This window comes from Actinotalea ferrariae (assembly GCF_019733465.1).
Classification (GTDB): domain Bacteria; phylum Actinomycetota; class Actinomycetes; order Actinomycetales; family Cellulomonadaceae; genus Actinotalea; species Actinotalea ferrariae_A.
In genome coordinates this window covers 1-9751 of the sequence record NZ_JACVQL010000310.1, presented here as the reverse complement: position 1 = coordinate 9751, position 9751 = coordinate 1, and the positions used below count along the sequence as shown (strand labels likewise).

10 protein-coding genes and 2 pseudogenes are annotated in these 9751 nt (G+C 74.1%); 7 read left to right on the top strand and 5 right to left on the bottom strand.

The features are described 5' to 3' along the window. A pseudogene (locus tag ICW40_RS18640) lies at window positions 1-273 on the top strand (hypothetical protein); the annotation flags it as partial. A 174-nt stretch (window positions 274-447) separates the two neighbouring features. Here ICW40_RS18640 and ICW40_RS18635 read toward each other — a convergent pair. Next, the gene (locus ICW40_RS18635) at window positions 448-909 is read right to left on the bottom strand and encodes a GNAT family N-acetyltransferase (RefSeq protein ID WP_221655492.1); all 462 of its coding nucleotides are present in this window, start codon (window positions 907-909) and stop codon (window positions 448-450) included. Window positions 910-929: 20 nt separating this feature from the next. On the opposite strand from ICW40_RS18635, the gene ICW40_RS18630 reads away from it, so the two are divergent. Beyond that, window positions 930-1367 (top strand): helix-turn-helix transcriptional regulator, encoded by a 438-nt coding sequence (locus ICW40_RS18630; protein WP_260459444.1) that lies wholly within the window; start codon window positions 930-932, stop codon window positions 1365-1367. A gap of 25 nt (window positions 1368-1392) precedes the next feature. On the opposite strand, the gene ICW40_RS18625 is transcribed toward ICW40_RS18630, so the two are convergent. Further along, on the bottom strand, window positions 1393-2601 hold the full coding sequence (locus tag ICW40_RS18625; protein WP_221655491.1) for a serine hydrolase domain-containing protein: 1209 nt from the start codon (window positions 2599-2601) through the stop codon (window positions 1393-1395). 208 nt (window positions 2602-2809) lie between these two features. On the opposite strand from ICW40_RS18625, the gene recR reads away from it, so the two are divergent. Together recR and ICW40_RS18615 are read left to right on the top strand one after the other, a co-directional pair. Continuing rightward, window positions 2810-3409: a recombination mediator RecR gene (gene recR / locus ICW40_RS18620; RefSeq protein ID WP_221655490.1), complete on the top strand. Its 600-nt coding sequence runs from the start codon at window positions 2810-2812 to the stop codon at window positions 3407-3409. A gap of 1 nt (window position 3410) precedes the next feature. After that, a complete protein-coding gene (locus tag ICW40_RS18615; RefSeq protein ID WP_221655489.1) occupies window positions 3411-4031 on the top strand; it encodes a DUF5063 domain-containing protein in 621 nt (206 codons plus the stop codon). A gap of 119 nt (window positions 4032-4150) precedes the next feature. Here the strand turns inward: ICW40_RS18615 and gdhA are convergent, their stop codons facing one another. Together gdhA and ICW40_RS18605 are read right to left on the bottom strand one after the other, a co-directional pair. Further along, window positions 4151-5488 (bottom strand): NADP-specific glutamate dehydrogenase, encoded by a 1338-nt coding sequence (gene gdhA, locus ICW40_RS18610; RefSeq protein ID WP_221655488.1) that lies wholly within the window; start codon window positions 5486-5488, stop codon window positions 4151-4153. Window positions 5489-5601: 113 nt separating this feature from the next. Continuing rightward, window positions 5602-6090 (bottom strand): SSI family serine proteinase inhibitor, encoded by a 489-nt coding sequence (locus ICW40_RS18605; protein WP_221655487.1) that lies wholly within the window; start codon window positions 6088-6090, stop codon window positions 5602-5604. A gap of 228 nt (window positions 6091-6318) precedes the next feature. Between ICW40_RS18605 and ICW40_RS18600 the strand changes: the two genes are divergently transcribed. Continuing rightward, window positions 6319-7602 (top strand): aspartate kinase, encoded by a 1284-nt coding sequence (locus tag ICW40_RS18600; protein WP_221655486.1) that lies wholly within the window; start codon window positions 6319-6321, stop codon window positions 7600-7602. A 2-nt stretch (window positions 7603-7604) separates the two neighbouring features. Continuing rightward, on the top strand, window positions 7605-8678 hold the full coding sequence (locus ICW40_RS18595; RefSeq protein ID WP_221655485.1) for an aspartate-semialdehyde dehydrogenase: 1074 nt from the start codon (window positions 7605-7607) through the stop codon (window positions 8676-8678). Between the two features lie 63 nt (window positions 8679-8741). Here the strand turns inward: ICW40_RS18595 and ICW40_RS18590 are convergent, their stop codons facing one another. Beyond that, on the bottom strand, window positions 8742-9176 hold the full coding sequence (locus tag ICW40_RS18590) for a hypothetical protein (protein WP_221655484.1): 435 nt from the start codon (window positions 9174-9176) through the stop codon (window positions 8742-8744). 353 nt (window positions 9177-9529) lie between these two features. On the opposite strand from ICW40_RS18590, the pseudogene ICW40_RS18585 reads away from it, so the two are divergent. Further along, window positions 9530-9751: pseudogene (locus tag ICW40_RS18585) on the top strand (hypothetical protein); the annotation flags it as partial.

Here is a 9751-nt window from a genome sequence, read left to right as displayed (position 1 = left end):
GTCCCCGACGGTCCCGAACCGGACCCCGAGCCGGAGCCGCCCCTCGGCGCGGTCCGCCCGGCCGGCGCGCCGCGGCAGCCCGTGCGCGTGCCGGAGGGTGCGCGTCCGCGCGTCCAGCACGACCAGCCGGTGCGCGAGCGCAGGCCCGAGGACGACGGCGAGGACGCGAGCCCGGACGACCCGGACCTGCTCTCGACCGGGCTCGTGGGTGCACCGCTCGTCGCCCAGATGCTCGGCGGCAGCGTGATCGACGAGATCGTCGAGGACCGCTGACCAGGACGGCTGACCCAGGACTGCTGACTCAGGACCGCTGACCCAGGACCGCTGACCCAGGACCGCTGACTCAGGACGGCTGACCCAGGACTGCTGACTCAGGACCGCTGACCCAGGGTCTCGGGCGCGGGAACTCTGACCGCGGCCGATGCCCCGGCCGGTACGTGGCGCGCGTCAGAGCAGCAGCTCGCCCACCACCTGGTCCTCGAGCACCTGACCCGTCGGGCGGAACCCCAGTCGCAGGTAAAAGCGCTCGGGGCCGGCGTCGCCCGGCACCCACAGGACCGTGATCCGCTGCTGCCCGCGCGCGCGGGCCTCCTCCGCCACCGCCTCGACCGCGACCCTGCCGTAGCCCTGACCCTGCGACTCGGCGGCCACGTTCAGCCGCCAGATCCCGGCGCGGAAGAAGTCGATCTCCGACGTCGGGTCGAACGCCCCCATGACGAAGGCGACCGGCCGTCCCTCGTCGCGGACGAGCCGCGGCCAGGCGACGTCGGGCTGGGTGTACGCCTCGGCGAGCGACTGCACGACCGGGGCGACGAACCGCTCCTGGTCCGGACGCACGGCGATGCGGACGGCCTCCGCGAGGTTGTCCGTGGTGATGGGCTCGAGGACGGTCTTCCGCGTGATCGACATGTCGTCCACGCTAGGGAGGCATGGGCGACACCGCCGCGTCGGCTTCTTCCCTCGGGATCACGACCGCCGCGCCGCGGCTCGTCGGCTCGGCCGGCGTGGCCGGGATGGTCCAGCTCCACCAGGCGCTCCCGCTGATCGAGCGCCAGCACGCGCTGATCGAGGAGCTGCGCAGCCGCGCCCCGCGGTTCTCGACCGGCAGCGCCCTCGCGCAGCGCACCGGCACCTCCCGACGCACCGTCGAGCGCGACATCGCGCTCCTCGCGGCGGCCGGCGTCCCCGTCGAGGTGCGGCGTGGGCCGGGCGGCGGGTACCGGTTGCCCGCTCGTGATCGTGAGCTGCACCTGACGCTCACGCCGGGGGAGGTCGCGGCCCTGATCGCGTCGCTCGTCGCGGTCGGCCCGTACACGTCCGCAACCGCGCAGTCCGTCCTCGCCAAGCTCCTGGCGCTGTACCGCTGAGCAGCGCCACGCCGCGCCGCAGCGGTCAGGTCCCGAGGTCCGACCCTCCGCCTCCGAAGGCCGCGCTCCAGAACGCGCGGTAGACGGGCGGCGGCTCGGGTGACGCCCACCCGTCGGGCGTGAGCAGGATCGCCGTCGTCCGGGTGACCGGGTCCGTCCACCAGCTCGAGCCGAGCCCGCCGTCCCACCCGTACGTCCCGGCGTGGCGCCCGTCGGGCTGGTCCGCGAGGCACACGCCCAGCCCGCGCCCCCAGCCGTCGCGGCCGTCCGGGTCGAGCGGCCCGACGCGCGGCTGCACGGCCGTCGCGAGCGCCTCGGGCTGCACGACGACGGCGCCGTCGGGTCCCCGCCCGCCGTCGAGCACCGCGCGCGCGAGCGTCGCGAGGTCGTCGACCGTGGACACCAGCCCCGCGGCGGCGTCGGGGAACACCGGCGGACGCGCCCACTGGCCGTCGGTCGGGTCGTACAGCACCGGGCCGTCGGCCCCGGGGAGCCACTGCGGGCCGAACCGGTCGAGGTCCTCCGGCGGGACCTGGAAGCCCGTGTCCCGCATGCCGAGCGGACGGGTCAGACGAGCCGCGAGGAGCTCCGGCAGCGGGGTGCCCGAGCAGCGCTCGAGCAGCACCCCGAGCACCTGCAGGCCCGTGTGGTACAGCCACCGGGTGCCCGGCGCGTGCTGCAACGGGACGCCGCCGACGGCCGCGATCCACGCGTCCGGCCCCGGCCCCTCCTGCGGCGCCGGCGGCCCGCCCGGGAGCCCCGCAGCCGCGAGCGCACCGAGCACCGGACCGGGGAACGGGCCCGTGAAGTCCATCCCGATCCCGCCGCGCAGCTCGAGCAGGTCCGCCACCGTGACCGGACGCGGCGACGGCACCGTGCGGTCGAGCGGGCCGGCGGGGTCGACGAGCACCTGGCGGTCCGCGAGCTCGGGCAGCCACTGGTCGACGGGCGCGGCCGGGTCGAGGTCGCCGTCGCCGACGAGCGCGGCGGCGAGCACCCCTGTCACGGGCTTGGTGACCGACGAGAGGCGCAGGATGCTGTCGCGCCGCAGCGGCCGCTCGTCCCCGGGACCGTGGGCGCCGAGCGCACCGGCGGTGACGTCGCCGTCGCGCTCGACGAGCCAGACGGCGCCGTGCAGCTCGCCACGGTCCACCGACCGCTCGAGGACCGCACGCACCGCGCCGCCGGGGTCGAGACCGCCGTCGTGGACCCCCGCCGTCCGTCCGTCGCGCATCGCGCTCTCCTGTCGTCGGTCCCGTCGTCCGTGTCGCCGTCGGCACGGACCCGTGCCCGCGCCGGTGTCGTCGTCGTGGGTGTGACCGCCCGGGACGGCGGAACTCATCGTGGGCGGGCTCGGCGGCATCCGTCCACGCCTCGGTCGGGGCCGGTCCGGCCGTGCGCGGCGGGCCGCCCGCGTCGGGGCGAACCCGTAGGCTGGCCGGGTGTACGAGGGCGCGGTCCAGGACCTGATCGACGAGCTCGGGCGGCTGCCCGGGGTCGGTCCCAAGAGCGCCCAGCGCATCGCCTTCCACCTGCTCGCGGCGGACCCGGCCGACGTCCGGCGGCTCGCGGACGCGCTCACCGAGGTGAAGGCGCGGGTCCAGTTCTGCACGATCTGCGGCAACGTCTCGCAGGAGGAGCTGTGCCGCGTCTGCCGCGACCCGCGCCGCTCGACCGCCACGATCTGCGTGGTCGAGGAGCCCAAGGACGTCGTCGCGATCGAGCGCACGCGTGAGTTCCGCGGTCGGTACCACGTGCTCGGCGGGGCCATCAACCCGATCGACAACGTCGGCCCCGACGACCTGCGGATCAAGGAGCTCATGACCCGCCTGGCGGACGGCACCGTCACCGAGGTGATCCTCGCGACGGACCCGAACGTCGAGGGAGAGGCGACGTCGACCTACCTCGCGCGGCTGCTGGTCCCGATGGGCCTGCGCGTGACGCGACTCGCCTCCGGGCTGCCGGTCGGGGGAGACCTGGAGTACGCCGATGAGGTCACGCTCGGGCGGGCCTTCGAAGGACGGAGGCAGATCAGTGCCTGACATGCCAGCAGCACCCCCGCCCACGCCGCGTCGGCGGCACGACGACCGGGTGGACATCCGCGACGACGCACCGGCCGACCTGGTCCAGGTGGCCGACCAGATCGCGCGCCAGTCCCGCTTCTTCCTGACGACCGCGACCGAGGTCGCCGCCAACGCGAACCCGAACGCCGCGATCTCGCTGCTCCTGCTCGCCGTCTCGGACGTGCTCTCCGCCGGCGCGCGGCTGGGCGCGATCGTCGACGTCGTCCCGGCCGAGCGGTTCGAGCCCGACGTCGGCCCGGACGCCGACCTCGACCCGCTGCGGGCAGCGCTCGAGAACATCCTCGACGGCATCGACGACTACACCGAGATCGACGACCCGGTGCTCGGCGGCGAGGTCGTCACCTCGTCCCTGTCGGGTGACATCGTGCTCATCGCCGGCGCACTGTCCCAGGGGCTGCGGCACTACGACGCCGGCCAGGTCATCGAGGCCCTCTGGTGGTGGCAGTTCTCGTACCTGTCCAACTGGGGCGAGCGCGGGTCGGCCGTGCTGCGCGTGCTGCAGACCGTGCTCGCGCACCTGCGGCTCGACGTCGACGACGACGTCGCCGCCGAGGCCGAGTTCCAGGCCCTGCACCCCTGACGCCCGGCCCCTGACGCTCGGCTCCGACGCTCCATCCCTGACGCAGAGAGGCACCCCGCGCCGTCGCGCAGGGTGCCTCTCGTCGTGGCCTGGCCGGTGCCGCGCCCGCCGTCAGCGGGTCAGACGACGCCCAGGGCGAGGATCGCGTCCGCGACCCGGCGGAACCCGGCGATGTTCGCGCCCAGCACGTAGTTGCCCGGCGAGCCGTACTCCTCGGCCGTCTGCGCGCAGCGGTCGTGGATGCCGATCATGATCTCGGCGAGGCGCTCCTCGGTGTGCTCGAACGTCCACGAGTCGCGCGACGCGTTCTGCTGCATCTCGAGCGCCGACGTCGCCACGCCGCCCGCGTTGGCCGCCTTGCCCGGGCCGAAGAGCACGCCGCCCTCCTGGAGCAGCGCGACGGCGTCGGGCGAGGTGGGCATGTTGGCGCCCTCGGCGACGGCGACGACGCCGTTGCTCAGGAGCGTCTTCGCGTCGTCGCCGAGGAGCTCGTTCTGCGTCGCGCAGGGGAGCGCGACGTCGACCGGCACGTCCCAGATGCGGCCGCCCGTGACCAGGCGGGCCGCGGGCCGCTCGGTGACGTAGTCCGCCGCGCGACCGCGCCGGACCTCCTTGACGTCCTTGAGCAGCGCGAGGTCGATGCCGTCCTCGTCGACCACGTACCCGGACGAGTCCGAGAACGTCACGACGCGCGCGCCGAGCGCCTGGGCCTTCTCGATCGCGTAGATGGCCACGTTGCCGGCGCCCGAGACCGAGACCCGCAGGCCGTCGAACGAGCGGCCGGCCGTGCGCAGCATCTCCTGCGCGAAGAGGACCGTGCCGTAGCCGGTGGCCTCGGTTCGCACGAGCGACCCGCCCCAGGTGATGCCCTTGCCCGTGAGCACGCCCGACTCGTAGCGGTTGGTGATCCGCTTGTACTGGCCGAAGAGGTAGCCGATCTCGCGGCCGCCGACGCCGATGTCGCCCGCCGGGACGTCCGTGTACTCGCCGAGGTGGCGGTACAGCTCGGTCATGAAGGACTGGCAGAACCGCATGACCTCGCCGTCGGAGCGGCCGCGCGGGTCGAAGTCCGAGCCGCCCTTGCCGCCGCCGATGGGCATGCCGGTGAGCGCGTTCTTGAAGATCTGCTCGAACCCGAGGAACTTGACGATGCCGAGGTAGACCGACGGGTGGAACCGCAGGCCGCCCTTGAACGGACCGAGCGCGGAGTTGTACTCGACGCGGAAGCCGCGGTTGATCTGCACGCGTCCCTGGTCGTCGACCCACGGCACGCGGAAGATGATCTGCCGCTCGGGCTCGCAGATGCGCTCGAGCACTGCGGCGTCCGTGTACTGCGGGTGCTTCCGCACGACGGGGCCGAGGGTGTCGAACACCTCGCGCACCGCCTGGTGGAACTCGGCCTCGCCCGGGTTCCGCCGGAGCACCTGCTCGAACACTGGCTCCAGGACCTGGTCCACCCGTACCTCCGAACGTCGAGAGCACGAGCGAGGACGCCCGTGCACAGCCGGACGGGAGTGGATCACGTCCCACGCGAGTGACGTCACCGTGCCCGAAACCTGGACGTCCAGGATCACATGCCGCCGGCGCTCCCGAGGACCGGGGCCAGGGCGTCCCACCGGCCGATCTCGCAGCCGTCGGTGCGCGAGAGCTGCGCGGAGACGGGTGTGCCGGCCACCGTGCCCTCGACCGTCGCGACCTCCGGCCCGCCGTACTGCTGGGTGCACATCTCGTCGCGCGGCGGCGGGGCGAAGGCCTCGGGGCCGACGTCGGCCAGGGTCGCGCACGCCGCGTCCGCGTCGGGATGGTCGCCGCCGACGGGGTCGCAGGCCAGCGTGAAGGTGCGGGGGGAGCCGGAGCCCGTCTCGTCGAGCGTGATCGTGAGCTCGGCCGCGACGGACGACGTCGCGCCCGGCGTGGGCGGCGCCGAGGCGCTCGGGGGAGCCGACGGGCTCGGGGAGGGCGAGCCGGGCGGTGCCGAGCCGGCGTCGTCGGCGGGCGTCGCGCACGCGGTCAGGGCCGCGGCTAGCGCGACCGTGAGGACTGCCACCTGGATGCGCACGGGCCACCTCCCGCGGCCATCCTCGCAGGATCGCCGCCCCACGGGGTCGCGATCGCCCTCGCGGTCCGCCCGGGTGCCGGGCGGCCCGGATGCCGGACGCACCCCTGTCCAACCGGTGGGCCGATCTATGCTGCGACGGCCGACGGGACGCCTCGCGCCCAGCGGCACCACCGCGGCGCCCCGGTGCCTCGGCCCGTCGCGAAACCCCCACCACCCCGGAGCTCCACCGTGGCCCTGATCGTGCAGAAGTACGGCGGGTCGTCCGTCGCGGACGCCACCGCGATCAAGCGCGTCGCCAAGCGGATCGCCGAGGCCCGCCGCGCGGGTGACGACGTCGTCGTCGTGGTCTCCGCGATGGGGGACACGACGGACGAGCTGATCGACCTCGCGAACGAGATCTCGCCGCTGCCGCCGTCGCGCGAGATGGACATCCTGCTCACCGCGGGCGAGCGCATCTCGATGTCGCTGCTCGCGATGGCGATCGCGAACCTCGGTGTCGAGGCGCAGTCGTTCACCGGCCAGCAGGCGGGCGTCATCACGGACGACGCGCACGGGCGCGCCCGGATCATCGACGTCAAGGCGAGCCGCATCCGCCAGGCGCTCGACGCCGGCGCGGTCGCGATCGTCGCCGGGTTCCAGGGCGTGACCGAGCACACCAACGACGTCACGACGCTCGGCCGCGGCGGCTCGGACACCACGGCGGTCGCCATCGCGGCCGCCGTCGGCGCCGACGTCTGCGAGATCTACACGGACGTCGACGGCGTGTTCACGGCGGACCCGCGCATCGTGCCGTCGGCCCGCAAGCTCGAGCGCATCACCTACGAGGAGATGCTCGACATGGCGGCGAGCGGCGCGAAGGTGCTCATGCTGCGCTGCGTCGAGTACGCGCGCCGGAACAAGGTGGTGATCCACGTGCGTTCCTCGTTCACGGGTCACACGGGCACGCTGGTCACGGACGAGACCCCCCAGCAGGGACAGGAAGGTACCTCGATGGAGCAGCCGATCATCTCGGGCGTCGCGCACGACCGCAGCGAGGCCAAGGTGACGGTCGTCGGCGTCCCCGACGTGCCGGGCACCGCTGCGCAGATCTTCGAGACCGTCGCGGGCGCCGGTGTGAACATCGACATGATCGTCCAGAACGTGTCGGTCGCCGCCACGGGCCTGACGGACATCTCCTTCACGCTCCCCGCGACCGACGGCGCGCGCGCGACGGCCGCCCTCGGCGCGGTGCAGGACGTCATCGGCTTCGCCTCGCTCCAGTACGACGACGCGATCGGCAAGCTGTCGCTCGTCGGCGCGGGCATGAAGTCCCACCCGGGCGTCTCCGCGAAGCTCTTCGGCGCGCTGCGCGACGCCGGCATCAACATCGAGATGATCTCGACGTCGGAGATCCGCGTGTCCGTCGTCACGCGTGCCGACCAGCTCGACGACGCCGTGCGCGCCGTGCACACCGCGTTCGACCTCGACTCCGCCGACGGCGAGGCCGTCGTCTACGGCGGGACAGGACGGTAGACATGAGCGAGAACCAGACCTCCGCCCCGGGCCTGCGGGTCGGCGTCGTCGGCGCGACCGGCCAGGTGGGCGCCGTGATGCGTCGCCTGCTCGAGGAGCGCGACTTCCCGGTCGCGTCGATGCGCTTCTTCGCCTCCGCGCGCTCCGCCGGCACGACGCTGCCGTGGCGCGGGACGGACGTCGTCGTCGAGGACGCCGCGACCGCCGACGTCACGGACCTCGAGATCGCCCTGTTCTCCGCGGGCGGCGCGACGTCGAAGGAGCTCGCCCCGCGGTTCGCGGCCGCGGGCGCGCTCGTGATCGACAACTCGTCGGCCTGGCGGCGCGACCCCGACGTGCCGCTCGTCGTCAGCGAGGTCAACCCCGAGGCGATCGACCACGCGGTCAAGGGCATCATCGCGAACCCGAACTGCACGACGATGGCCGCGATGCCGGTGCTCAAGCCCCTGCACGACGAGGCGGGCCTCGTGCGCCTGGTCGTCTCGACGTACCAGGCGGTCTCGGGCGGCGGGCTCAAGGGTGTCGCCGAGCTCGAGTCGCAGGTCGGGGCGCTCGCGGGCGCCGACGTCGCCGCGCTCACGCACGACGGCGGCGCGGTGGCCTTCCCCGAGCCCGGCATCTACGCGCGTCCGATCGCCTTCAACGTGCTGCCCATGGCGGGGTCGCTCGTCGACGACGGCTCGTTCGAGACCGACGAGGAGCAGAAGCTCCGCAACGAGAGCCGCAAGATCCTCGGCATCCCCGAGCTGCTCGTCGCCGGCACCTGCGTGCGGGTGCCCGTGTTCACGGGCCACTCGCTGTCGATCAACGCCGAGTTCGCGCGGCCGGTCTCCGTCGAGCGCGCGACCGAGCTGCTCGCGGGCGCCCCGGGCGTCGAGCTCGCCGAGATCCCGACGCCGCTGCAGGCGGCGGGTCAGGACCCGAGCTACGTCGGCCGCATCCGGCAGGACCAGAGCGTGGCCGACGGCCGCGGCCTGGTGCTGTTCGTGAGCAACGACAACCTGCGCAAGGGTGCGGCGCTCAACGCCGTGCAGATCGCCGAGCTCGTCGCGGCGAAGCGGCTCGCGGCGGTCTGACCGTCACCGCCGGTCCGGGCGCACGTCGCCCGGACCGGTGCGACCCGTCGCCCTCGCTCGGGGTCAGCGCCGGCAGGCCGGCGGGTCCTTCGGCTCGGTGAACGTGCGGCTCCCGGTGCGCTGGCCGTACCGGCGCTCCAGCTGGGCGTCGTTGCCGATGGCCGCGAAGCCGAGCAGGTCCTCGGAGATGAGGAATGTGCCGTCCCGCAGCAGAGAGACGGTGAAAGAGCCGGGCTGCCCCTGCCACAGCATGGCGTACACGCGGTCCAGGACGCACGCGGCGTCGGCGCTCGCCTCGATGGTGACCGCGCCGGTGTAGAAGGGGCCGTGGGTCCACGTCTGACCCTCGTAGGCCACGTCGGTCTCGGTGACGCCGCGGATGCGGGCGATCTCGTCGAACAGCACGTCGTCCGGCACGGCGTCCCTGGTGCGGCCGCTGCAGCCTGCGAGCAGCAGGGAGGTCACCGCTGCGATCGCGACGAGGCGGGACGCCGTCACGGCACCACCGGCTGGATCAGGAAGCGCTGGACCGGCGTCGTCGACTCCTCGGCGCGGATCTCCTCCGGACTGCCCCCGATGTCCACGGTCGCCGAGCATAGCCACGGCCGGGCCGGCCGCTCAGGCGCCGTCCGGGTGAGGTCGAGGGGCTCGTGAGGTCGAGGGCTCGGCCGACGTCTCGCATCGTGGGCCGGTGCCCGGCGCCGGCGGGTGAAGTCCGCGCGCGCCGTGCCCCGTTCGGCTCAGGGACGCCGTTCCGGGACGGCGGCACGCGGGCGACGATCACCCTGCGGCACCCCCAGGCCGCCCTCCCCCGCCGGCCACCCACCGGCCCTGACGACAAGGCCACGCCTGTGCGTACTGCGCGACCCTCGCACGCCTCCATCCGCCCCCTCGCCGCCACCGGCTCCCGCCGCGGCACCGCCCTCGTGGCCCTCGGGACCGTCGCCCTCGTCGGCGGCGCGCCGGGCGCCGCGCTCGCCGCCGACGAGCCCGCCGACGACACGTCGGCGAGCGCCGTGCAGGCGACCGCCGACGACGTCGTCCTCCCGGCCGAGACGCCCGTGGACCAGCTC

Bases quoted from the DNA above. Each gene is read 5' to 3' on its own strand.
- ICW40_RS18635 (WP_221655492.1), bottom strand. From the start codon at position 909: ATGTCGATCACGCGGAAGACCGTCCTCGAGCCCATCACCACGGACAAC.
- ICW40_RS18630 (WP_260459444.1), top strand. From the start codon at position 930: ATGGGCGACACCGCCGCGTCGGCTTCTTCCCTCGGGATCACGACCGCC.
- ICW40_RS18625 (WP_221655491.1), bottom strand. From the start codon at position 2,601: ATGCGCGACGGACGGACGGCGGGGGTCCACGACGGCGGTCTCGACCCC.
- ICW40_RS18615 (WP_221655489.1), top strand. From the start codon at position 3,411: ATGCCAGCAGCACCCCCGCCCACGCCGCGTCGGCGGCACGACGACCGG.
- ICW40_RS18595 (WP_221655485.1), top strand. From the start codon at position 7,605: ATGAGCGAGAACCAGACCTCCGCCCCGGGCCTGCGGGTCGGCGTCGTC.